This is a genomic window from Ruoffia halotolerans (assembly GCF_014049385.1).
Classification (GTDB): domain Bacteria; phylum Bacillota; class Bacilli; order Lactobacillales; family Aerococcaceae; genus Ruoffia; species Ruoffia halotolerans.
Genome location: NZ_JACAOA010000003.1, coordinates 35,153 through 57,627, shown reverse-complemented (window position 1 = coordinate 57,627; position 22,475 = coordinate 35,153). Strand labels below are relative to the sequence as shown.

Below are 22,475 nucleotides of genomic sequence, written 5' to 3'. Positions count from 1 at the left end.
TGCTGAACTCGCGACAAATGGAATCGCCATTCGTCTTTAGTTTGCCTAACTCGCGACAAATGGAATCGCCATTCGTCCTTAGTTTGCTGAACTCGCGACAAATGGAGTTGTCATTCGTCTTTAGTTTTCCTAACTCAAGCCAAATGGAAATGTCATTCGTCTTTAGTTTGCTTAACTCAAGCCAAATGGAGTTGTCATTCGTCTTTAGTTTGGCCAACTCGAGTCAAATGACAGACACATTTGTCTCAAGTTCACATTTTAAATGAGTTGGTTTTGAATATGATATAATTAATTCGCGAGAACAAAGAATTCAAATACAAAGGAGTCGAATTATGACAACTAAAGCTAAAGAATTACTAGCTGAAATAAAGCCGGATACGAAACTAGGCGACTTAAGAAAAATAGCCAAAGAAATTAAAAAAAATCATGATTTAGCACTAGAATTATGGGAGAGTGAAGAGTTTAAGCCAAGACTTTTAGCCATCCTCATTATGGATAAAAAAGAACTTTCAGAAGAAGTCCTGGATGCTCTATGTCTAGATATGGCGATACAAACTTATGATGAGCGTAATAATTTAATGGACTGGCTAATGACAAATCACTTAACAAAAACTAAGCGAGAAAAAGCCATCTTAGAATCTTGGAAAGACAGTTCGATTGTCTTGCAACGCCGCGCTTTCTGGAGTTATCAAGGGCGTCTACGCTGGACAGGAAAGAATATGACGGATGATACTGAAGCGCTGCTAGAAGATATCGAAGAAAGAATTATGGACGAAGATCCAGAAGTTCAGTGGGCGATGAATTTTACTGCAGGTTGGATTGGTGTTTATGATGAAACCTTGCGCGACCGTTGTGTTTCTCTAGGTGAGGAGACAGAATTATACAAAGGTGATTTTGTTTCAAAAGGGTGTACACCAAATTACTTACCTGAATTTATTCGTATTGAAACGGATAAACGTGCAACGAAGTAAACGTCCAATCAAATTAAAGCTTTAAAAATTTATCAATTGAAAATCATATTATTCGAAATACAATAAAACAATTATCGAAAAAATATAATCGAAGTTACTGGTAAAGGTCGATCAACTCGGTATATTTTAAAGTTATCATCAACTGAACAATCATTTGGGATGAAAAAAGTATTGAGATCACTAGAAGGTAATATTCTTTATCAAGACTCAGCTGACTTAAGACTTGAGATAGAGGAATTACTCCAGACAATACTTCAAAAATCTTTAGCAACATGGGCCAGCCAAAATGCCCAGAACTATCTCGAATACATTGATATCGAAGATGAGAGTTTAAAAGACAGCATCATCACAGAAGCAAGTAAAGTGTTAGAAGAACGAATCGAAGCCAAGTTAAGTGCGCATCAACTGCGTCAGACAGGCTTTCTCGCTAACAAGCTAGGCCAACAGTCCATTAATGACATCAGCAAGTTTTCAGTCAATGTCTTTGCTCAAGCCGTGGCAACCGGACATATGCGAGGACACGCGATAGTCTCTTCAGATTATGCGATTAAAGTAGTCAATATTCTCTATCTCCATGATGAACAAGCTGCCATTAACGAAATCATTTTGATAAATCTTTTTACAGGCAAGATCTCTAGAAGGGGTTTTTTATTATTTTCAAACAATCCATTCACATGTTTGGAGGTTAATTGCGCTCAATGATATACTTTTAACTGAAAGGGGCGTTTCATGATGCAAGTTAAAGCAGAACAAGAAATGTTTTTAAGAAGTGGCATAACCTTGGATGTGAAATTTAGAATTAGACAATTAAAACGATTAAAAGAGGCAATTAAGGCGCATGATGTTTTGATTTATGATGCGCTGAAAAAGGATTTAAATAAACCCGTCTTTGAAAGTTATGTGACAGAGTTAGGCTCGGTCTATGGTGAAATTGATTATATGATTAAACATGTAAAAGAATGGGCTAAACCTAAACGCGTTCCAACGTCGTTGGCGCATTTTTATTCTAAAAGCCATATATATCAAGAACCATATGGGCGTGTCTTAATTATTGCACCATGGAATTTTCCTATTCAGTTAAGTTTTGTACCACTTGTTGGGGCGATTGCGGCAGGGAATTGTGTCGTATTAAAGCCTTCCGAATTGGCACCATATACAGCTAGAGTAATTCAACAAATTATTGAATCAGTGTTCGCACGTGAATATGTTGCAGTTGAGCAAGGTGATGGAAAAGTATCTCAGCAATTGCTAAAAGATGACGTCGATTATTGTTTCTTTACTGGAAGTACTCAAGTTGGAAAAGCAATTATGGAGACAGCGAGTCAGACTTTAACGCCAGTAACTCTAGAACTTGGTGGGAAAAGTCCAGTTATTGTTGCAAAAGACACCAATATCAAGCATGCAGCCCAACGGGTTGTTTGGGGGAAATTTACCAATGCTGGTCAGACTTGCATCGCGCCCGATTACCTTCTGGTTGATGAAGTGATTCGTGATGACTTGATCAGCGCCATCATTGAAGTCCTTGAAGAATATTACACGAAGAAACCTTTAGAGAATTCACATTATTCTAAGATGATTAATAAAAGACACTTCAAGCGTGTGAAGAAATTAATGAAAAATCAAAGTGTTATTTATGGCGGAGGCAGTAATAAGGAGATGCTAACTATTGAACCCACGCTGGTCTTGGAACCGGAACTCGATACAGAATTAATGCAAGAAGAGATCTTTGGTCCGATATTACCGATATTAACTTATAGAGAAGTGAGTCAAGCAGTTGAATTTATTCGTTCGAAAGACAAACCGCTTGCTTTATATTTATTTACGCAGGATAAAGCTTTGAAAGAGTATATAATAAATAATCTATCTTTTGGTGGCGCAGCGATAAATGACACGCTGATTCATCAAAGTAATTACAATCTCCCATTTGGTGGAGTTGGTGCGAGTGGGATGGGGCAATATCACGGCAAATATAGTCTCGAAACCTTCTCACATCCAAAAAGCGTCATCGAGAAGACTGACTTGTTTGATATTAAATTACGCTACCCGCCCTATAAAGAGTGGGCCCTAAAATTTATTAAAAAAATTATGTAAACAGGAGTCCAAACGATGCACCATGTACTATTTACTCAGAGGAATCAATATTGGTGGTAAGATTCGAGTGGTGATGGCGTAACTAAGAGAAAACCTAGAAGCGCTTGGATTTACCCAAGTGACTTCTTATATCAATAGCGGGAATCTTTTCTTTAATAGCGATGAAGATATCAATTCGATTAGAGAAAAAGTTCAAACTCATTTAAAAGAGGCATAGGATTATGATTTACTTTCAATCATTATTTGTGCTAAAACTAACAAAGCAGATTACTTAAATTTATGACTGGGTGGAATGAAGAAATTCATTTTGGTGAGTTAGCAGTTTATTTGGGGAAATACGACGAAGCCAATTACAAAAGACGGCGTATGCAAGATACTTAGTGAAGTCTCCATGTTATAAGCAAATGACTGTTCGAAATACAAAAACATACGAAAAGATTTATCAAAAACGAATGGAAAATTAAAGAAAGCAGGTACAAAATGAAATTATTAGTATTAGGTGGAACCAATTTCTTTGGAATGAAGGCAGTACAACAATTATTAGATAGCGGTCATGATGTGACGATAGCAACACGTGGAAATAAACCCAATCCCTTTGAAGGAAAAGCTATGCACATTACTCTAGATGCACGCGATGCGAGCCACGAAGGATGGGCTGAAGTGACTGAGCAAACTTGGGATGCAGTCTTTGACAATATTTGTTACACGGCAGATGATGCGCGAATTATTATGGATAAATTCAAGGATTCTATAGATCATCTTTACTTTACTTCGTCTATGGCGGTTTACAGTGGGGATATTGATGGCTACACTGAAGTGGACTTTGATCCTTTAAATTATCATATTGACCCAAATATTGAAGTAAATTATGGCGAAGGTAAAAGGCAAGTTGAACAAGTATTATTTAATGAAGCACCGTTCAAACTTACAGCATTTCGCTTCCCAATTGTCCTGGATTTAGATGATTATACTGAGCGTCTGCATTTTTATGTTGAGAAAGTAATGAATGACGAAGTTGTTTACTTTACAGATCCAGAAATTAAAGTAAATTACGTCAAAGGAACGAAAGCAGCAGAGTCGATTGTGTGGGCGATTGAGAACCAAAAAGAAGGCATCTATAATATTAGTTCACGCAACGCAATTACTGTCGAAACTTTTATAGCTTGGTTAGAAGAGATGACTGGAAAACAAGTAAAGGTTGAGTATACGAATGACCGGTCACATGAATCGCCATTTAGCACCGTTCATGACCAATATTTGCGTTCAGATAAGATTGAAGCTGAAGGCTTTGAATTAAACAATCTCGAAGACTGGCTGAAACCACTAATACAAGATATTGCACAAGAAGGATAAAGTTGCATGACAATTACAATTAATATTTATTACACAGGCAAGGAAGGCAATGCTTTAAAATTTGCGAAAGAGATGATGTCAAAAGGCGTCGTTGAAAGAATCCAGGCGTCGAAGCCGTTCTATCTGAGAAATTGCCTTTCCTTGAAGGCTTTGGTGCGCCAATCATTGCGAGTGTGGCAGGGTCAACCGAGGAAGATTACATCGAGATGTGCCGTCAGATCTCTACGGCACCTAATGTCAAGGCAATTGAATTAAATATCTCCTGCCCGAATGTTAAAGAAGGCGGTGTAGCTTTTGGTACGAATTCAGAAGTGGCGGCACGCTTAACTAAAGCATGTAAATCTGTGACCAGTCTACCTATCTATGTGAAGTTAACGCCCAACGTAACGGATATTGTAGAAATTGCCCAAGCGGTAGAGGCAGCGGGAGCCGATGCCATCTCAATGATTAATACGATAACAAGTATGGCCTTTGACTTAACGACTGGCCAGCCTATCTTAGGGGGGATCACAGGTGGTTTATCAGGTACCGCACTCAAACACGTTGCCTTAAGAATGGTCTATCAAGTTGCGAAAGCCGTGACTATACCGATTATTGGTATTGGCGGCATCAAGACGGTTGATGACGTGTTAGAAATGTATATGGCGGGTGCTACAGCCGTTCAAATAGGAACAGAGAATTACAATAATCCGATGGTTTGTCCAGAAATTATTCGTGACTTACCAGCAAGAATGGATGAATCGGGGATTGAGTCAATTCAAGCTCTTATTGATCAAGTTAAAAGTAACCGCGCTTCTAATAAATAGGAAAAACAATCATTTGAGTGAATTCAAGCAAAATGGGCATGTCGTTTGTCTTTAGTTGTCCAAACTCAAGCCAAATGGAATCACCGTTTGTCTTTAGTTTAGCGAACTCAAGCCAAATGGAATCGCCGTTTGTGATAAAGCCCATATAATTGTGTAAAAGTAAAAAACCATAATAATCTCTTTGGTACAATGTAGTTGACAGACAAACATTGAAAGGAAGATTATTATGGCTCAATTAAATATTACCTTAAATTTAGAAGAATTAACAGAGGCAGTCATGAATAGCGATATGAATGCGATGATGAAATCATTAGCTGTCACTGTCTTTAACGCTTATATGGAAGTTGAACGTGATCGCTACATTAAAGCAGAGAACTATGAACGGACTTCGGAACGAAAAGATCAGCGGAATGGCTATTACGAACGGGACCTCATGCTAAATATCGGGAGCATCAACTTAAAAGTACCACGGACGAGATCAGGCGAGTTTAAAACAGACGTGTTTAACAGCTACCAGCGGATGGATAAAGCGTTTGTCCTTGGGATGATTGAGATGGTCATTATGGGTGTTTCTACTCGAAAAGTCACGAAAATAGTGGAACAGCTCTGTGGCGAAAATGTATCCAAGTCCTTTGTCTCAGACATCATGCAGGAATTAGATCCACAAATTGAAGCGTTTAAACAACGGTCGTTATCGCACTCTAAATTTCGTTACTTATATGTAGACGCAATGTATATCAAAGTGAGAGAGGACAATCGCGTCGTGTCTAAAGCTGTTTATATCGCCCAAGGTGTTAATGATATAAATAAACGAGAAATCGTCGGTTTTATGGTCTCAGAAGAAGAAACCGAAGCAGCCTGGTCACGCTTCTTTCTAGATTTACGCTCGCGTGGACTACAGACACCAACCATGGTTATTTCTGATGCCCATGCTGGACTGAAAAAAGCGATTCGTAAAGTCTTTGTAGGGACTATTTGGCAACGCTATACATTTCACTTTATTAGAAACATTATTGATGTAATGCCTAAAAAGAACAGTAAAGAAGAAAGAAAAATACTTAGAAAGATCCTCCAAGCACCAACACAACAACATGCGCGTGAGTTGAAACAAGCCTATGAATCGCAACTTAAAGATAATCCCAAGTATACTGAAGCCTTAAAGATTTTAGATAATGGTTTTGAGGATGCCATTCAATATATGTTAGAACCCGAAGCTTTTCATGTTTCGTTGCGCACAACCAATTCAGTTGAGCGTCTGAATCGTGAAATTAGACGGCGAGACAGAGTGATTGGAATTTATCCAAACATAGCCTCTGCAGAGCGTTTAATCGGTTCGATATTAATTGATTTCCACGAAAATTGGGAAAATAACGCTCGGACATTCTTACAAGTGTGATGTGCATGATGACCAGATGATATAACTACATTGAGACTTTTACACAAGATTATGGACTTGACACCGTTTGTCTTTAGTTGCCCAAACTCAAGCCAAATGGAATTGCCGTTTGTCCTTAGTTGTCCGAACTCAGGACAAATGGAACTGCGGTTCGTCCTTAGTTGATCGAACTCAAGCCGAATGGAATCGCCATTTGTCTTTAGTTGCCCGAACTCAAGCCAAATGGAATCGCCGTTTGTCTTTAGTTTAGCGAACTCAAGCCAAATGAAACCACCGTTTGTCCTTAGTTGTCCAAACTCAAGCCAAATGGAATCGCCATTTGTCTTTAGTTGCCCGAACTCAAGCCAAATGACATCGCCGTTTGTCTCAAGTTAACGCACAATCACATATCCCACTGGCAATTTTTTATATCCAAATGTGTTAGATTTTTAACTCAACGCCTTCATTAAGTGACAAGTCCTTTTGATCACGGAAAGTTGGCACGGGTCTGTCGGCATGATTCACCACGCGGTGGCAAGGGTAAGCACCATAGTACCAGCTTGGCTGAGTATCTTTCCGACAAGACGAGCATTTTTCGGACGGTCAATGAGTTTGGCAACTTGTCCCTATGATGCGATTTTTCCTTTCGGTATCTCATCTACAACGGATAGTATTGCATAGATTAAATTTTCTGAAAATTTTGCGACCATGGAAAGTCCTCAGACTATTTATTTTATATCTAAAATAACATAGAGGTTATTTTGTATTTTTAGCAGTTTAAGTTACAATAATAAGGAGAATATAAATCAGTCATTATAGAACACCTACGAAAGGGTGATGACATGATTGAAATTGCTAAGAAATATGGGATTCATTTAAATGAGGATACTTTAGAAGAAGTTAATATTGATTTGGACTTTAAAGTTGTGATTGCTAAAGACGCGAATGGACAAAAGTGGATATTACGCGTACCAAGACGACTTGTGGCCAAAAGAGACCGGCTTTATTCATGGTGATTTGTATCCAGGTCATATGTTGATTGATTCCAATTCAAAAGTCATCGGAATTATTGACTGGACTGAGGCGAAGCATACGGATGTTTCCAATGACTTTACAGCGCATTACTTATTGTTTGGAGAGGCTGAGTTGGAGAATTTAATTCAGGAATATCAAGCAGCGGGCGGATATACATGACCAAAGATGAAAGAGCATATTATTGAAGTTCTATCAACGCAAGCCATTACGATTGCGGAGTTTGCGGAATCGTCTGGAAGTGAAGATTATAAAAAAGCGGCTCAAGATAAGTTGAGTCAAGGCTAAGTTACAATAGAAAGAGTGAATAAATGCAAGAGTATATTAGAATGATAGAGATGATCGGTATCTTATTTATTGGTTTAATGAATGTGTACACGTGTTATCTTTACTACCGTGATAAACAATATTCACGAACTGGACAATACCGAATTTCAGAAAGAAAATTACTACAAGCGAGTTTTCTGTTTGGAGGTCTAGGTGCTTTCTTAGGTATGCGTTTCTTTAGACATAAGACGAAGCATCGTAAGTTTCAATTTTGGATTCCAATTACTGCAGTGTTCACTGTAGGAGTGTGGGCTTGGCTCGTTTCGGAAGTATTACAGTCTATATAAGTATGTAAAAAAACGCCCTTCTTTCAGTGACAAGCACTGAAAGAAGGGCGTTTAATTTTATTTTTAAGATTCTGTATCTGTTGAATCTAGACCCATTTGTTGTTTAAGACGAGATAATTCATCTTCAACAGCAGCGGAAGTATTTGAAGCGTATTTTTCTTCTAAAGCTTTGGCTTCGTCAATCGGTTCCGTATTTAATTCTGACATAGCATTTGCTTCGTCTAGCATACGGTTTGCTTTGTCTTCCATTCTTTCGAAGTTTCCAATCGCATTCTCAGATTGAGTAACGTTACCTGTGGCATCATTAATTGTTTTTTGAGTATTTGCCACTGACATTTTACCTTTAATCATTGCACGACGGTGTTTCAATGTATCGATATCCTTCGCCAATTTGTCATGCATTTGACGCATTTTAACGGCATTTTCATGTGCGGCAGCGTAAGCTGTTGCGTAACCGGCACCGACATTTTCAACTTCTTGTTTCTTAGATAAGAAGATACGTGCGTCGTCTTCGTTATTAGCTTCAAGCGCTTTTTTAGCTAATTCTTCGAATTTCTTAACTTCAGCTTCATTCTCATCGACTTTACGTTTGCTGCGAGTTTCTTCAGCCATCACACTTGCGGTACTTTCTTTTACTTCAGCTAAGTCTTCTAACATATCACGTAAGTATTGGTCGATCATTTTCTCAGGATCTTCCATGCGGTCAATGGTGGAGTTGATATTTGCACTAATAATGTCTTTAAATCTATTTAGTATAGCCATAATGTAATTCCTCCAAATTGTATATTATTTGTCTTCGTATTTTTTTGCTAAATCGTCTGCTTCAGAACTTTTTCCAAAAATGTCTATCGGTTTACTTAACATATCTTCGGTACGTTTGGCTTCAATCGCTTCTTGTTCCTTACGCTTACGCCACCATAAGAATAGGATTCCAACGAGAATCACGCCACCTATTACTAGTAGGACAGGTATCCAAGGTGAAGTTGTTACGTCCATAATTCGATCAGCTGCATCACGGAATGACTTGCTAAAGAATTCAGAAGTGTTGAGATTCATGTCATAGTAATATCGGTCAATGTAATCTAATAGTATGTCCGCCGCTTCTCTATCAATCACTTGGTCAGCTTGGGAACCCGTGACATAATAGGTTGTGTAATTACTTGGTGTACCTTCATAAAACATTAACAATAAGTGAGCTTCATCGGTAAATAATTCATCGTAAAGTTCATTGGTATACTCCTCAACTTCCGACATTGAAGCGTTGCTTGAACCATTAATTTCAGTTGTAATATAGACATGAGGTTGCACACCTGTTTTTTCATAGAAATGACGTAAACCGTCATTCATAACTGTTTGGTTTTCAACCCAGTTGGCGTCATCGGTATAATAATCTGTTTCATTGACTGATCCTGCAGGAAGTGGCTCACGTTCAATGGTTGAGCGCGTTACAGAAGTTTCAGAGTTTGATGAATTATTATTCGAACTCCCCCCCATACCACCAAATATCATTGGTAATATGAACATGATGATTACACCAATAATAATCATTGAGAGGAGTGTGCTTGAACAGCCACCGCCACCTCCGCCTCCGTAAGGGCCACCACCAAAGGAACTTCTTCTACGACGAGAACCCCATGAGGTAAAGATTGGTCCGGTTCGAATGACTGGACGAGAATTGTAACCTCCACCGCCCCAAGAACCGCCACCACCCCAAGAGCCTCCGCCACGACTCCCACCGAATGATCCGCCACCGCGTCCACCAGAACTACTGCGACCACCGCCACCACGAGACCCACCGAAGCCGCCGCTGCGACCACCGCCGCCACCTCCGCGGCCTCCTCCTCTTGCCATAGACATCCCTCTCTTCCATATTTTCCGTCTTCGTTGTCTTGAATTAAATATATCATAAATCGCAATCATCAATCAATTTTGAACCCTTTTATAAAGAAATTATCACAATGTTTGACCATCCAAGCAGTTAAATATAAAATGAATAAGAATAAATAAAGTATACGAGGAGAATGACAGTGAAATTAATTTCATGGAATATCGATTCACTTAACGCAGCTTTAACTAGTGACTCAGCGAGAGCAGAATTATCAAGAGCTGTACTAAAGACAATTAAAGATGAAGACCCAGATGTAATAGCGATTCAAGAAACTAAATTATCAAGTAAAGGACCAACTAAAAAGCATTTAGAAATCTTGCAAGAAGACGTGCCAGATTACACCATCGCTTGGAATAGTTCAAAAGAACCTGCCCGTAAAAGTTATGCCGGGACAATGTTCTTATTCAAAAACTTCCTTTCACCTAATGTTACATATCCAGAAATTGGTGCACCAAGTACCATGGATGCGGAAGGGCGTATTATTACACTTGAATTTGATGATTTCTTTATTACACAAGTATATACACCGAATGCTGGTTCGGGCTTAGTTCGTTTAGAAGAGCGTCAACAATGGGATATTAAATATGCGGATTACTTAGCGAGCCTTGATAAAGAGAAACCTGTGATTGCAACAGGTGACTATAACGTCGCTCACAAAGAAATTGACTTGAAGAATCCTAAGAGTAACCGTCGATCAGCTGGCTTTACGGACGAAGAGCGTGAAGGGTTCACAAATCTATTAGCTCGCGGCTTTACAGATACATTCCGTTATATTCACGGAGATGTGGAAGGCGTTTATTCATGGTGGAATCAACGCGCAAAGACTAGTAAAATCAACAACTCAGGGTGGAGAATTGACTACTGGTTAGTAAGTGATCGAATTGCGGATAAAGTTCAAAAATCTGAAATGATTGATTCAGGAACTCGTCAAGACCACACCCCAACCTTGTTGGAAATTGATATTTAAAATGTATTATAATGACACATCAGTTTGTTTTATAATGGCTGGTGTGTTTTAGTTTAAAATCTTATTGAAAAAGGTTGTCTTACTGAGAAAATTTGAGATAATAGATGAGTAATCTTAATGAAGGAGCTTAAATTAATGAAATTTAAAACTAAATGGCGTTATTTTTTAATGACAGTGGTTGTCTTGATAACTTTACCCGTTAAAAACATTGGAGCGATTGAGTTGATTGATACCGAACTCATTGAACCATTTAAATCTGATTTAACTGTAGAAGAATTAGTTGAAGCCTTGCCAGAGGATGCATCTTTAGATGATCCAGCACTAATGTTGATCAACCGAGAAAACCGTTTGGAAGCAGATTTAGATATGGAATTTGCTTGGACAGGGACGGGGCATGCCTACAACGCAAATATTTTCGAAGAGTTTAATGCTTTAATTACTGCAGCAGAACAAGCAGGATACTACTTTGAAACTGTCTCTGCTCACCGAACAATTGCCTATCAAGCAATGAACTTTGATAGTCGTTATAATATGTATATTGCGGATGGTTATAGTGATGCGGATGCCTTTTATATGACGGACATGTTTATTGCCCCAGCAGATGCGACTGAACATTCGACTGGATTGGCTTTTGATTTACTTGGAACGGATTGGCAAGAATACGGACGTGATTTACACCAAGCCTACGGACAATACGGTTCTGCGATTTGGTTAGCAGAGAATGGCCATGATTATGGCTTTATCTTACGCTACTTAGAAGGAAAAGCACACATCACTGGTTACGAATACGAACCTTGGCATATTCGATATGTAGGAAAAGACCACGCGTCATTTATGTATGAACATGGTTTGACACTTGAAGAGTACTTAGCTTTAATCAATTTAAGAGATACAGCTGAGGTATAATTATTTTCAATAAAAAATAAGGAGGTGCAGAATGGAAAACGTACCTAATTGCCCACAATGTCAGTCGGAATACACGTATGAAGATGGTGCATTATTCGTCTGTCCTGAATGTGCTTACGAATGGACTGCAACTGAACAAGCAGACATCGAGGCTAGCGAAACAATTACAGATTCGAATGGGAATGAGCTTGCGGACGGTGACACAGTTATCGTTGTCAAAGATTTGAAAGTAAAAGGCTTCAAATCAGCGATTAAGCAAGGAACGAAAGTAAAAAATATTAAGTTAATTATTGATCCAGTTGATAGACATGATATTGATTGTAAGATTGATGGTTTCGGAGCGATGAAGTTAAAGTCTGAATTCGTTAAAAAAGCATAAACAATTAAATTTTACCTCACTGAATAAAGTGGGGTATTTAACAAAAATGAAGAGGTGGGCAAGTTGTTCAAGAAAATATCGTTACTAGCTTCCTTGTTTTTATTGGTGGCGTGTAGTACAACTGAAGAATCCGTGCCAGTCATTGAAGAAGAAGAGAAGACTCAAAATGAGTCTGTTATGAGTGAGACAGAGGAGTCTGTGACTGAAGAATTATCACAAGACTATAGTCAATTCACCTCTATGGAAGAATTAGTGACTGCAACAATCCAAGAATTCGGTTTGAATCCAGAGGCTGTTTCAGTTGCCTATCATAATTACCAGACTGACACAGATTTTTTCTATAACGAGCGATTCCCTATGCTTGTCGGAAGTGTGACGAAAGTAGGTGTTGCTAGACTTTACGCTGATTTAATTGCCGATGGTGTGATGACTTTTGAGACAGAGTTACCTTATAATGACGCTTTATTCGAGGCAGGTGCCGGTCCAGTGACGAATGGTGAGAAAAAGGCGTCATATCCTTTATATGAGTTGTTTTACAATTCATTAGCTCTGTCTGATAACACCGCTTTTAATATGCTTTTCTCTTATTACCAGCAAATTTATGGAAATATACAAGAGTCACTTTTAAATTTAAGCGGGCTGTCGTTTGATCAAGCTGAGTATACAACGAATAATATGGCTGACGCCCAGATGATTTTGAATATTTTACTCCCGGTCGCTACCGAAGATAAATACAGTTATATTTTAACTTCACTTAGTGGGAATACCGAAGCAGAATATTTTAAAAAATATATCCAAGAAGGCATGTTCACAAAATATGGTAGTATTGGCGGGTCTCTTCACGATTCTGGCATTTATATGGAGGACGGCGAACCGGTCTATGCTTTAGTTGTCTTAACCAATGGCCAAGGGACGGTGGATGAATTTTTAGCGACGATGAATCTTCGAATGAATGAGTGGAGCAAATTCCAAAAACAAAACACACAAACAGATTAGAATTATGTTAAAATACTATTAAAATTTTAAAACCAGAGGGGGATTTTGTTTTGGATAAAGTTAATTTAATTGTCGCAATGTTAATTGTAGGGTCAATCGGGATTTTTGTTCATTTTATTCCGCTGCCATCTGCGGTGATAGCAATGTTTAGAGCCGTTATTGGAACACTTTTCCTCCTCGGTGTCATGATTTTTAAACAAACTAACATCGATTGGGCTGTCGTTAAGAAAAATGCGAAATACTTAATTATTTCAGGAACTGCGATTGGTTTTAATTGGATTTTCCTATTTGAGGCGTATCAGTATACAAGCGTGGCTGTTGCAACTTTGTGCTATTATATGGCACCAGCCTTTGTGGTATTGCTAGCACCTTTTGTTTTAAATGAAAAAATGACGATTTATAATCTCTTCAGTACCATTTCTGCCTTGTTCGGAGCTGTTTTAATTTCAGGTGTGTTTGGTGGGGTGCAAGTTAACTTAATCGGTGTCGGGTACGGAATCGGTGCAGCTGTACTGTATGCATGGATCATGATTTTAAATAAAAAGACTAAAGGCTTACCAGGATTGGAATTAACTTTCTTCCAATTATTGGTCTCAGCAGTGGTGATGGTTCCATATGTATTCCTGACCGAGGATTTAAGTGGGTTGAGCTTCACACCTTCAGTGCTTGGCCTTTTACTGATTGTCGGAGTTGTTCACACAGGATGGGTTTACCAACTCTTCTTTGAAGCTTTGAATAAATTACCAGCTCAGACGTCCTCACTCTTGAGCTACATTGATCCAGTTACAGCTATTATCCTATCAGCAGTATTGCTACACCAACCTTTAAGCACGATACAAATGGTTGGGACGCTGTTTATTCTAGGCTCAGCGGTTATGAATGAAGTGTTTAACTATAGAAAGCGGTCTGAAGTTGTATTATAGAAGTTGATTAACACTATTCTTGAATGGATAGTGTTTTTTTGCTTAGGGAGCGTCGTGAATTGGCACGACGCCCCGTATTTTCGTTTGCGGATCGTCGTGAAGACTCACGACACTCCGTATCTTCATTTGCGGTCCATCGTGCTGACTCACGACGCCCCGCAAAGTCAAAATTTCACTCGATTCTCCAGTTTCAACTACTGACTATTCTTACAACGAAAACTAGTATTATTTAATTTGTCAATTAAATGATACATGGGAAACACAATATATAAAGATAAAGAATTTTAGAGTTTACAAATGCAAGGGGCACACTAATACATAGTGATGAAGATAATGAATAAATCCATAAAAATAACCGAGTCAGTCACTTTATAATGTGATCTGACTCAGTTATTACTTGTTATATATTATAGTGATTTAACAGCGTCATTCACGGCTTTGTCGCCAGCTAACACTTCAAATTCTTTCTTAATCGTGTTGTCGTTTTCTAATACGGCAACCAGTGTGCGAGCAACATCTTCACGTGGAATCTCATTGATTTCAAAGTCTGTTCCTACTTTGATCTTTCCAGTACCGCTTTCGTCTACAAGAATACCTGGGTGAACGATAGTCCAGTCTAATTCTGTACGGTTTTTCAACCATTCATCTGCATAGTTTTTAGCGATGGTGTATACTTGCAGAGAATTTTCTTTTTCCATTTCTTCGCGTCCAGTACGGAATGTACTTACCATCACGAATCGTTTAACACCGGCATGTTCAGCAGCTGTCATTGCTTTAATTGCGCCGTCTAAGTCAATTTTCACTGTCTTGTCTAAGCCTTTTCCTCCAGCACCTGCACTGAATATTACTGCATCCATGCCTCTAGCTGCTTCGGCTAATTCATCGATGGAGTTCTTAGCTAAGTCGAGTAATACTGTTTCGATACCTCGTTCGCTAAAGAAACTTTCTTGTTCAGCCTTACGTATCATAGCTTTTTCTTGAATGCTTTCATGGTCTTTGACTATTTCAGCAAAGTGTCTAGCAACTTTACCATTTGCTCCTACTACTAATACTTTCATTAAAAAACTCCTTTCAAAAGCTTTTAATCTAACTGTATTTTCTATCTCATCTTAACAACAATCCCCTTTGTTTACAAAGAATCGGCTTGTGTGAAGCAGTTTATTTATGCTGATGAAAGAGAGAATGATTCGGTGACCGCATATTTACGTTCACTCAGCGAATTCATTGTAGCCATGGGACCGTATCTAGTCGTTTACAAAAATACGGTAGAACGTCCTTAGTAATAGCATATGAAAGTGAGAATGGTGAGGTACAGTAGTATTAGGACGATTTTGCGTACTTCAAGCCATAGGAGCGGTAGCGACATATAGATTAAGTAGCAAAGCGAGACGAAAGCTCAATCACAAGGTTTAAGCCGAGGTGATTGACTTAAGGTGATCCACTACGGTGACCGAATCATTCTAGATGAAATAAGTACACTATATCCGAGAACACCCTCATGTTCTAAATAATTCAGTTGTATGTTAAACTATTTAAGGATAAAAAATGATTTTAAAAGAAAGGGCGTATTTTGTGCAGTTAGAAGCATCATTACAGGAGCATTTTGGGTATTCTTCCTTTCGCCCTGGACAAAAGAAAATAATAAATACAATATTATCTGGGCAAGACACAATAGGGATTCTACCAACCGGGGGAGGTAAGTCAGTTTGTTACCAACTCCCGGCTTTAATGTTACCTGGCTTAACCGTAGTAATATCACCATTGATTTCCTTGATGAAAGATCAAGTGGATACGTTGACGCAACTAGGAGTACAAGCAGCTTATTTGAACTCGACTATCAGTAGTGAAGAGTTTCAAGATATCATACAACAACTGCGCCAAAGAACATTGAAGTTGTTATATGTGGCACCTGAACGGTTAGAGCATCCAAGTTTCCAGGAATTTTTAAGTAAACAAAATATCTCACTATTTGCTGTGGATGAGGCGCACTGTGTGTCTCAATGGGGCTTTGATTTCAGACCAAGCTACCGAAACATTACACAATTTATTAACCAATTGCCTCAAAGACCGAGGATGGCAGCCTTTACCGCAACAGCAACGAAACGTGTTCAAGACGATATTGTGGCTCAATTAGAATTAGAAGATCCAGGCATCTTCATAAATTCCTTTGACCGACCAAATATCAAATTCTCAGTCATCGAACCTAACAATCGTCTAGTGACTTTGCATAGTTTAATTAACCATGATGAAGCAATTATTATTTATGCCAACACGCGTAAACAAGTCGACAAGTTGCATTTAGAGTTGAAGCAACAAGGCTATGCCGTGAATAAGTATCATGCTGGGATGGAACACGACCAAAGACAACAATCTCAGTCTGAGTTCATTAATGATGAGTGTAATATAATTGTCGCTACAAATGCTTTTGGAATGGGAATTGATAAGACTGACGTTCGGAAAGTGATTCACTTTAACTTGCCGAAAGATTTAGAAAGTTATTACCAAGAAGCGGGCCGTGCGGGACGTGATTCCCTTGATGCGGAAGCGATTCTTTTATATCACTCTCAAGATATTATGACGAACAAGTTCTTAATTGCGCAAAGTAATGATGAATTGGCTCACCGCCGGTTAGAGATGATGATTCAGTACGCAAGCTTCACGGGTTGTTTGCGGAATTTTATCTTAAGATATTTTGGTGAATTCCCTAATGAAGCTTGTGGAAATTGCTCAAATTGTATGGGTGAGATGCGTCAAATCGATGTGACAAAAGAAGCACAGATGATCTTATCGTGTATGCTTCGAATGAAGCACCAATTTGGGATGACGATGATTATTGATGTCTTGCGTGGAAGTCAGAATCAGCGAGTTCTAGATAACCGCTTTGACGAGCTGTCGACTTACGGCATTATGAAAACTTATTCTGTTCAACAAATCCGCGACATCATTTCAGCATTATTAGCCTATCAGTATATTGGCGTGACGGAACACCGCGGTTTATATGCGACGGAAGCATCTAAGATGCTTTTAATGGGTAAGACGACTTTAACAATTAAAGAACGTAAATACCTTAAAGCTTCAAACAGTCAAAAACGCACAGTATCTAAAGATGTTAATGCGGATCTGTATGAACAATTACGTCAAGTTCGGGCACAACTGGCCAAAGAAGAGGGGATGCCGGCTTATATTATCTTCTCTAATAAATCCTTGGAAGATATGGCGAGTCGTATGCCGAATACTTATGAAGAATTCCTTGATGTTGAAGGGGTTGGATCGGTTAAAGCAGAGAAGTATGCGGGCTATTTCTTACCTGCGATTCAAGAATATTCTTCTTCGAATCCGAATACGACAGTCGAAGCCGAACCACACAGTGAAACTGGTGATCTACAAAGTAGTGGTGAACAATCAAGTTATTATATTAGTGCTCAGTATGCAGAACGTGGCCTGACGCCATTGGAGATTGCGATTGAACGTAATATGACTGAAGCCACTATCTTGTCGCATCTGACACAAGCTGCGGAGCAAGGGGATTTAGAAGTATTTGACGCGGATGTGTCATCATATATTAAGAACCAAATCAAGCAAGCGATTCGAAAAGTTGGGACCGACTCACTGAAAGCGATTAAAGAAGCTTTGCCTGAAAAGATTAGTTATGATGATATAAAATACGTCCTGATTGATTATTTAGTAAATAATATTTAATAATAAGCACGCATCTAAGGAGAAGTAAAGCCTTTAGATGCGTGCTTTTATTTATCAGGCGTTAATTTTTAATAGGTACAAAGAGTTTGTAGGTCGTATTGAAATCATGCATACTATTAAAACGTTGAATCATACTAATGTGAGATGGGGCTGCTTCTTGGCGAGCGATTTTTAAGAAACGGGCGTAATCGGTATTTTAGGCTTCTTCCATTTCGATGAGTTGTCCAGAGTAATTAAATTCAGGGACAAATAAATTAGGAACACCCACTATAAAAAAAGAGGCTGATAGTGCGATTTACGGGCTGGAGTATACCGGGCTATCTTATCTAAGGTACTGATTTAGTGTGAACAGTTGAAATGCTTGGCTCGTTGGTTTCGAATCTTATCGTTGGCGACGTAGTGTGGGTAGACACATCAAATCCATTGAGCTACGGGACTGTTGCTGAATATATTGTTGTTCCAGCAAGAAGTTTAAGAAAATTAAGTGCGGATAAAGCACTGGAAAATGCTGCTTACCAAGTGCCGGCGTTGTTGCATACCAAAATACTCAGTTGTTGAAGCACGTCGAACCAGGAAAGTCAGCCCAAGTTATCGGTGCGAGTGCTCACACAAGGGCTAAACTTATCTAAACTTTGGAACCGAAAAATTCGACCAGTTATTGATCGTGTGATACCATTTGAGAAAGTCGTTGATGGCTTGAAAGTTTTAGAAGGCGGACAAGTCTTAGGAAAGATTACTGTGCAAATGAAATTAATAAAAGAGGCATGAGCCTCTTTTTTTAATTATTCGGAATTACCGCAAAAACTTCAGCTGGGAAACCAGGTGAGTCTTTAATATGTGGAACAGTAACAAAGATAATGCTACCAACGGCAGGGACTTGGTCAAGATTAGCTAATAATTCTACTTGGAATTTATCTTCGGCCAACCAATAGTATTGTGCATCTAAGAAGCCTTGTTCAGCTGCGTCGACACCACTATCCGTGTTTAATGTCTCATGACCGATGGCAGTGACTTTACGTGTGCGACTTAAGAATTCTAAAGCCGGAATTGACCATCCTGGTGTATGCTCAACTCCTTCTTTGTCTTTATTTACGAAAGCATCAGGGTCGTCAAAGCGTTTATACCAACCACTTGAGAAAGCCACAAAGCTGCCTTCAGGAATTTGACCGTATGTTTCTTCAAAGTCTTTAATATCTTCGACAGTCACTGCGTACCCTGGATCGTCTTTAACTTTGTCTTCTAGATGAATGACAAAAAGAGGTAAGAAGCGTTCATTTTGTGGGATATCTTCTAAAGTTCTTTTCCCTTCAACAAAATGACTTGGCGCGTCAATATGAGTTCCATGAGAAGAACCGATAGTATACTCAAGTGAGTGCACGCGGTCTTGTTCCATTTTTGAAATTTGTTTCTCTTGAAGTGGATTAAATGTATGATAAATTGGAATTTGATCATTCACTTCATGAGTTAGGTTCACCCATTTGTAACCTTTTAAATCTTTTAGTAATTGATGTAATGCATGCATTTGTATCACTCCTGTAAATGTTATTTACTTAATTTTACTTATTAACTAAGATTAAAGCAACGCAAACCACTATTGTAGAGAATTGTAAGAAGGGAGGGACTTTAGTATGTCCTATTTAAAAGTTGAAATATTTATACCAGCAGAAAATACGGATGATTTAATCGCTGCCTTGAATGAGGCAGAACTTTTGAAAGACGGTAATTACGATTATTGTTATTCAGCCACTCCTATAAAAGGCCACTTTAGACCCCTAGATGGGGCGAACCCATTTATAGGTGAGGTTGGCGAGATTGAAGAAGTAGATGAGTTGAAAGTTGAGTTCAGGATAAAAGCAGCAGATAGAAAACTTGCCGAGGCGATTATCTTTGAGAAACATCCATATGAAACGCCGGTAGTTAACTTTATTAGGTTGGTTTAAAGGATATTAAGAATATATTCGGGTTTCGTGTCCCTGAGAAAATCTCACGGCCACGAAAAAGCTCAACAACTTGGAACAATCTCCAAAATTGCTGAGCTTTTTTTATATCATTATTTAAATACGTAAGCCAATACTTCCACAGCTTGGGGCAATGTCTCGACTGTCACATTCACTTTATTTGATAACTCTTTAAGAGCTTGAATTAATTCAGTTGGATGTACAATAATCAGTGGCTTGTTTTGGTTTATGGCAGTTGTTGCGTCCATTGCTGTATTCCATTGACGATATTGGTCGCCGAACAGTGCTATAATCCGACTTATTCATCGGCATTTGAGTGCGAAAATTATTAATATCAGAGAACATCATCACGTTAATAGTTATTCGATTGCTCACCTAGGAATTTTTCGCCATAAGAAAGAGGATCCAGGCTGTTTGAAGTTGGTAAAAAAACATATGGACTGTTTAATAAAAGCTGATCTAATACTAGGGGGGTACTGTCACAATCAGGAGAACTCTTAACAAGGATGATATCTCAAATCATGCGGATATAGCGTTATTCACGATGTCCAAAATATTAGACACACGTATATTACTTGGTTATATGTGGCGTGATGAGACGAGGAAACGATTTGCTTTAGGAGCAACGCTACTTTACTTAGTGAATGCTACCTACTTTCATTTTGACATTGTTAGTGAAACACATCTAGCTTTAATGCATTTAGATGAGCAATTTGGCGAAACAGTTCATTTAAAACTATATCCAGATAATTAAATCTTTTATATTAATAAAATTACTAATCCAGCAGATTTGAAGGGGCAAGTGGAAGATTCTGAAAAAATGCTATGCTATTGATGACCGTGAATCAGAGGAAGATGTCTTTTGTGTAGGTGTATCAATAGTGAATCTAATTGACCGCACTCATTATGCGTTCAGTATTAGTATTTCTTATTATCGTCTGACTAATTAAATAAAGATAGAAACTGTACAAAAGTTGTACAGTTTTTTGAGTCGTAATTACCTATTCGGTAAGCACATGCATATGAATGGTAATTTGGACCTATATTTTATAAAATATATTCTGAAGTAATCTGTTTATTGAAGTGCAATTTTTTGAAAAAATGATGTTACTTCCATGTAGGACATAGCTAAGATATAAAAAATCAACAGTGATAGGGGAGGAGACATGATGAGTCGCAGAGAAAATATTAGTTCGATTTTATTTGGCTGCTTTCTAGTTATTTTTGGACTTGCGCTTGTGTTTTTTAGAGCTTCATTTGTTCTCCTATTGGCTGAAATTATTCAATTCATTTTAATTATCATAGGTCTTTGGAAATTATTCTATACCTTAGTACTCAAACGAGGAGAAGATGAGATTCTACCTAGGCTAATGGCATTAGGAAAGGCATTGTTGTATGTAATCTTCGGTTTAATTTTGGCTAATCGAGTTGAATTTACAACCGGTTGGCTAATCTTCTTTATTGGTTTGTATCAGTTTACGGTCGGTATTATTGGTTTCACTTCCTATATTTTATTAGCGCGAGATAAAGTGAGAGATATAAAGAGTCAATTATTTATTTCATTGATCCATTTTCTATTTGGCATCACGAGTATGTTTGGTTCGGAGCGTATTACCAACACGTTATTTCGACTTGGTGTCTACTTAGTGTTTATCGGTTTTACTTATGTTAATGACGGAAGGCAATTAATTACACGCAATGAAAAAGCCAGGAAACTAAGAAATCGCATACGGATACCTTTACCAGTCTTTATTGATGCGATTATTCCGAATAACGTGTTGATTAAATTTAATGAAATGCTGGTAGGTAATGAAGATGCGGTTTCGGAAAGATTTTCTAATAAACTGCCAGCTAAAAATTACGATGAAGATTCAATTGTCCATATTTTAATTCATGTTGGAAAGACTGGCTTTGATAGGATAGGACACGTGGACGTCAGTTATAAAGGGAAAGTGTACTCTTACGGAAATCATGATATTGAAGCTCATATTGCTGCTGGGGCAATAGGGGATGGTGTTCTCGTCGTTGCGGATGAAAAACCCTACTTAGATTTTCTAAAGACTAGAGGAACGAGTGTGTTTCGCTTTGGAATTGGTCTGACAGAAAAAGAGTTAGAAGAGTTAAAATACGAACTCGAGCATATTCTAAAAGATGTGACGCCTTGGGAAGCAACCACTGAAAAACAAAAGAAAAGTTATATCGGAAAAGTGCTTGAAGCGACGAAAGGGCAAGCCTTTAAATTTAAGCGCGGACGTTATAAAACTTATTTTGTTTTAGGAACCAATTGCGTGTTGCTGGCAGATGAATTACTTGGAAACAATGGAATTAATCTGATAAATGTCACAGGAATTTTATCTCCAGGAACTTATTATGACTACTTTAATAAGCAATTCCATACATATGGGTCGAATGTCATATCGAAAATGTTAGTCCATCCACAATTTCAAGAACCATTGGTTGAGGTTAAACCGGTTACAGAAATAGAAAAACGCGCTTAGAAGAGTGAGGGAAGCCTCC

25 protein-coding genes and 4 pseudogenes are annotated in these 22,475 nt (G+C 38.3%); 23 read left to right on the top strand and 6 right to left on the bottom strand.

From position 1 onward, the window contains the following. Positions 1-332: 332 nt before the first annotated feature. The 8 genes and pseudogenes from HW423_RS01730 to HW423_RS01700 all read left to right on the top strand — a co-directional run bounded on the left by HW423_RS01730 (position 333) and on the right by HW423_RS01700 (position 6,617). Complete coding sequence (locus HW423_RS01730; RefSeq protein ID WP_218930232.1) at positions 333-971, top strand: DNA alkylation repair protein; 639 nt, start codon at positions 333-335, stop codon at positions 969-971. Positions 972-1,142: 171 nt separating this feature from the next. Continuing rightward, complete coding sequence (locus HW423_RS01725; protein ID WP_218930231.1) at positions 1,143-1,673, top strand: putative immunity protein; 531 nt, start codon at positions 1,143-1,145, stop codon at positions 1,671-1,673. Between the two features lie 27 nt (positions 1,674-1,700). Next, a complete protein-coding gene (locus HW423_RS01720; protein WP_218930230.1) occupies positions 1,701-3,062 on the top strand; it encodes an aldehyde dehydrogenase in 1,362 nt (453 codons plus the stop codon). A 94-nt stretch (positions 3,063-3,156) separates the two neighbouring features. Continuing rightward, positions 3,157-3,279: pseudogene (locus HW423_RS11280) on the top strand (DUF1697 domain-containing protein); the annotation flags it as partial. 263 nt (positions 3,280-3,542) lie between these two features. Then, positions 3,543-4,415, top strand: coding sequence for a Rossmann-fold NAD(P)-binding domain-containing protein (locus HW423_RS01710; protein WP_218930229.1), 873 nt, complete (start codon positions 3,543-3,545; stop codon positions 4,413-4,415). Positions 4,416-4,421: 6 nt separating this feature from the next. Beyond that, a pseudogene (locus HW423_RS11045) lies at positions 4,422-4,529 on the top strand (antibiotic biosynthesis monooxygenase); the annotation flags it as partial. Beyond that, positions 4,511-5,221 (top strand): annotated as a pseudogene (locus HW423_RS01705) (dihydroorotate dehydrogenase); the annotation flags it as partial. The pseudogenes HW423_RS11045 and HW423_RS01705, both read left to right, overlap by 19 nt. Before the next feature lie 226 nt (positions 5,222-5,447). Then, positions 5,448-6,617, top strand: a complete 1,170-nt coding sequence (locus HW423_RS01700; protein WP_218930227.1) for an IS256 family transposase — start codon at positions 5,448-5,450, stop codon at positions 6,615-6,617. Between the two features lie 382 nt (positions 6,618-6,999). Here the strand turns inward: HW423_RS01700 and HW423_RS11040 are convergent. Beyond that, positions 7,000-7,306, bottom strand: a pseudogene (locus HW423_RS11040) (MGMT family protein). 132 nt (positions 7,307-7,438) lie between these two features. Here HW423_RS11040 and HW423_RS11035 point away from each other — a divergent pair. The 3 genes from HW423_RS11035 (at position 7,439) to HW423_RS01690 (ending at position 8,242) form a co-directional block, all read left to right on the top strand. Beyond that, positions 7,439-7,612 carry a hypothetical protein gene (locus HW423_RS11035; RefSeq protein WP_235956217.1) on the top strand — a complete coding sequence of 58 codons (174 nt, stop codon included), beginning with the start codon at positions 7,439-7,441 and terminating at the stop codon, positions 7,610-7,612. Beyond that, a complete protein-coding gene (locus HW423_RS11030; RefSeq protein ID WP_235956215.1) occupies positions 7,578-7,790 on the top strand; it encodes a phosphotransferase in 213 nt (70 codons plus the stop codon). Before HW423_RS11035 ends, HW423_RS11030 begins: the two co-directional genes overlap by 35 nt. Before the next feature lie 149 nt (positions 7,791-7,939). Further along, positions 7,940-8,242, top strand: coding sequence for a DUF1294 domain-containing protein (locus HW423_RS01690; protein ID WP_235956214.1), 303 nt, complete (start codon positions 7,940-7,942; stop codon positions 8,240-8,242). A gap of 63 nt (positions 8,243-8,305) precedes the next feature. Here the strand turns inward: HW423_RS01690 and HW423_RS01685 are convergent, their stop codons facing one another. Both HW423_RS01685 and HW423_RS01680 read right to left on the bottom strand, forming a co-directional pair. Then, positions 8,306-9,004: a PspA/IM30 family protein gene (locus HW423_RS01685; RefSeq protein WP_218930226.1), complete on the bottom strand. Its 699-nt coding sequence runs from the start codon at positions 9,002-9,004 to the stop codon at positions 8,306-8,308. A gap of 24 nt (positions 9,005-9,028) precedes the next feature. After that, entirely contained in the window at positions 9,029-10,099 is a 1,071-nt protein-coding gene (locus tag HW423_RS01680; protein ID WP_218930302.1) for a hypothetical protein, read from the bottom strand. A gap of 170 nt (positions 10,100-10,269) precedes the next feature. Between HW423_RS01680 and HW423_RS01675 the strand changes: the two genes are divergently transcribed. The 5 genes from HW423_RS01675 to HW423_RS01655 all read left to right on the top strand — a co-directional run bounded on the left by HW423_RS01675 (position 10,270) and on the right by HW423_RS01655 (position 14,301). Then, complete coding sequence (locus tag HW423_RS01675; protein WP_218930225.1) at positions 10,270-11,097, top strand: exodeoxyribonuclease III; 828 nt, start codon at positions 10,270-10,272, stop codon at positions 11,095-11,097. Positions 11,098-11,232: 135 nt separating this feature from the next. Beyond that, on the top strand, positions 11,233-12,003 hold the full coding sequence (locus HW423_RS01670) for a M15 family metallopeptidase (RefSeq protein WP_218930224.1): 771 nt from the start codon (positions 11,233-11,235) through the stop codon (positions 12,001-12,003). Between the two features lie 31 nt (positions 12,004-12,034). After that, entirely contained in the window at positions 12,035-12,382 is a 348-nt protein-coding gene (locus HW423_RS01665; RefSeq protein WP_218930223.1) for a zinc ribbon domain-containing protein YjdM, read from the top strand. A 63-nt stretch (positions 12,383-12,445) separates the two neighbouring features. Further along, entirely contained in the window at positions 12,446-13,378 is a 933-nt protein-coding gene (locus HW423_RS01660) for a serine hydrolase (RefSeq protein WP_218930222.1), read from the top strand. 50 nt (positions 13,379-13,428) lie between these two features. Next, positions 13,429-14,301 carry a DMT family transporter gene (locus tag HW423_RS01655; protein WP_218930221.1) on the top strand — a complete coding sequence of 291 codons (873 nt, stop codon included), beginning with the start codon at positions 13,429-13,431 and terminating at the stop codon, positions 14,299-14,301. A gap of 407 nt (positions 14,302-14,708) precedes the next feature. Here HW423_RS01655 and HW423_RS01650 read toward each other — a convergent pair whose 3' ends face one another. Next, the gene (locus HW423_RS01650; protein WP_218930220.1) at positions 14,709-15,359 is read right to left on the bottom strand and encodes an SDR family oxidoreductase; all 651 of its coding nucleotides are present in this window, start codon (positions 15,357-15,359) and stop codon (positions 14,709-14,711) included. Between the two features lie 90 nt (positions 15,360-15,449). On the opposite strand from HW423_RS01650, the gene HW423_RS11275 reads away from it, so the two are divergent. The 3 genes from HW423_RS11275 to HW423_RS01640 all read left to right on the top strand — a co-directional run bounded on the left by HW423_RS11275 (position 15,450) and on the right by HW423_RS01640 (position 18,768). Continuing rightward, on the top strand, positions 15,450-15,581 hold the full coding sequence (locus HW423_RS11275) for a hypothetical protein (RefSeq protein ID WP_268951453.1): 132 nt from the start codon (positions 15,450-15,452) through the stop codon (positions 15,579-15,581). 265 nt (positions 15,582-15,846) lie between these two features. Then, entirely contained in the window at positions 15,847-18,000 is a 2,154-nt protein-coding gene (gene recQ, locus HW423_RS01645) for a DNA helicase RecQ (RefSeq protein ID WP_218930219.1), read from the top strand. Between the two features lie 600 nt (positions 18,001-18,600). Further along, on the top strand, positions 18,601-18,768 hold the full coding sequence (locus tag HW423_RS01640) for a hypothetical protein (RefSeq protein WP_218930218.1): 168 nt from the start codon (positions 18,601-18,603) through the stop codon (positions 18,766-18,768). A 10-nt stretch (positions 18,769-18,778) separates the two neighbouring features. On the opposite strand, the gene HW423_RS01635 is transcribed toward HW423_RS01640, so the two are convergent. After that, on the bottom strand, positions 18,779-19,522 hold the full coding sequence (locus HW423_RS01635; protein WP_218930217.1) for a cyclase family protein: 744 nt from the start codon (positions 19,520-19,522) through the stop codon (positions 18,779-18,781). 106 nt (positions 19,523-19,628) lie between these two features. Here HW423_RS01635 and HW423_RS01630 point away from each other — a divergent pair, with 106 nt between their 5' ends. Then, positions 19,629-19,940: a hypothetical protein gene (locus HW423_RS01630; RefSeq protein ID WP_218930216.1), complete on the top strand. Its 312-nt coding sequence runs from the start codon at positions 19,629-19,631 to the stop codon at positions 19,938-19,940. Positions 19,941-20,050: 110 nt separating this feature from the next. On the opposite strand, the gene HW423_RS01625 is transcribed toward HW423_RS01630, so the two are convergent. Then, positions 20,051-20,242: a YtoQ family protein gene (locus HW423_RS01625; RefSeq protein ID WP_268951455.1), complete on the bottom strand. Its 192-nt coding sequence runs from the start codon at positions 20,240-20,242 to the stop codon at positions 20,051-20,053. 260 nt (positions 20,243-20,502) lie between these two features. Here HW423_RS01625 and HW423_RS01620 point away from each other — a divergent pair, with 260 nt between their 5' ends. The 3 genes from HW423_RS01620 (at position 20,503) to HW423_RS01610 (ending at position 22,456) form a co-directional block, all read left to right on the top strand. Then, positions 20,503-20,712 (top strand): IclR family transcriptional regulator, encoded by a 210-nt coding sequence (locus HW423_RS01620; RefSeq protein ID WP_218930215.1) that lies wholly within the window; start codon positions 20,503-20,505, stop codon positions 20,710-20,712. Positions 20,713-20,767: 55 nt separating this feature from the next. Beyond that, complete coding sequence (locus HW423_RS11500; protein WP_218930293.1) at positions 20,768-20,908, top strand: IclR family transcriptional regulator C-terminal domain-containing protein; 141 nt, start codon at positions 20,768-20,770, stop codon at positions 20,906-20,908. 219 nt (positions 20,909-21,127) lie between these two features. Further along, positions 21,128-22,456, top strand: a complete 1,329-nt coding sequence (locus HW423_RS01610; RefSeq protein ID WP_218930214.1) for a hypothetical protein — start codon at positions 21,128-21,130, stop codon at positions 22,454-22,456. Positions 22,457-22,475 lie beyond the last annotated feature (19 nt).